Annotated in this window: 1 protein-coding gene and 1 pseudogene; both read left to right on the top strand. The window is 60.9% G+C overall.

The genetic code is table 11. From position 1 onward, the window contains the following. The coding region (gene hslO, locus ACR0E6_RS21475) for an Hsp33 family molecular chaperone HslO (RefSeq protein ID WP_480587117.1) at nucleotides 1–953 on the top strand (953 nt) is incomplete at its 5' end. After that, nucleotides 946–1,083, top strand: a pseudogene (locus ACR0E6_RS21470) (CoA pyrophosphatase); the annotation flags it as partial. The gene hslO and the pseudogene ACR0E6_RS21470, both read left to right, overlap by 8 nt.

Raw genomic sequence — 1,083 nt, 5'->3', positions numbered from 1 at the left:
CCGTCCTGCCCTTTCAACTCGATGTATCGGATATGCGCGGGCGCGTGGCCCGTCTGGATGGCGTGTTGGACGGCATCCTGAAACAGCATGACTATCCGGAAAAGGTCGAGGCCCTGGTGGCCGAGATGGCCCTGCTGACCGCGTTGATCGGCCAGACTGTCTCGCTTCGCTGGAAGCTGTCGCTGCAGGTGCAGTCCAAGGGTCCGGTGCGCATGATTGCCACCGACTACTACGCACCACAGAAAGAGGGTGAGCCGGCCCGCATCCGCGCTTACGCCAGTTTTGACCGTGATCGTCTGACCGATGGCGCTCCCTTTGATCAGGTGGGCGAGGGCTATTTCGCGATCATGATCGATCAGGGCGAAGGCACGCAGCCTTATCAGGGCATCACTCCGCTGGCCGGAGGCTCGATCAGTGCCTGCGCCGAAGCCTATTTTGCGCAGTCCGAGCAGCTGCCCACCCGGTTCTCGCTGAGCTTCGGCAAATCGACCGAGCCGGGTGTGGGTGAGCATTGGCGCGCGGGCGGCATCATGTTGCAGCACATGCCCAAAGCGTCGCCTTTTGCGGCGTCCAGCGAAGGCACCGGAGAGATCCTGACCGCCACTGATCTGGTCGATGGCGAAGAAGGTGAGAACTGGGGCCGCGTCAATATCCTGCTGGATACGGTCGAGGATCTTGAGCTGATCGGCCCTTCGATTGCGCCAACCGATCTGCTGGTGCGTCTGTTCCACGAGGAAAACCCACGGGTCTATGACGCGCAGCAGGTACAGTTTGGCTGCACCTGTTCAGAAGAGCGTGTACGCCAAAGCCTGTCGATCTATTCGGCCAAGGACATTGAAAAGATGACCACCCCCGAAGGTCAGGTCACGGCCGATTGTCAGTTCTGTGGTGCGCATTACGTGCTGGACCCTGCCACCGTGGGCTTTGACGCCGAAGACAGCAAAAGTGTCTGAGTTAGAGACACAACTCCGGACGGCTTTGGGTCGTCCGGGTCTTGGGTCCAGTGATTTTGACCTGAACCCAGACACCGTGTTGCCGCCGGGGCGCAAACTGCGCCCGGCGGGGGTGCTGGTGCCGATCACG

The sequence above is a fragment of the Ruegeria sp. AP12 genome (assembly GCF_056540025.1).
Note: the sequence above shows the minus strand (reverse complement) of the source record. Positions and strands in the feature narration are given on the sequence as shown.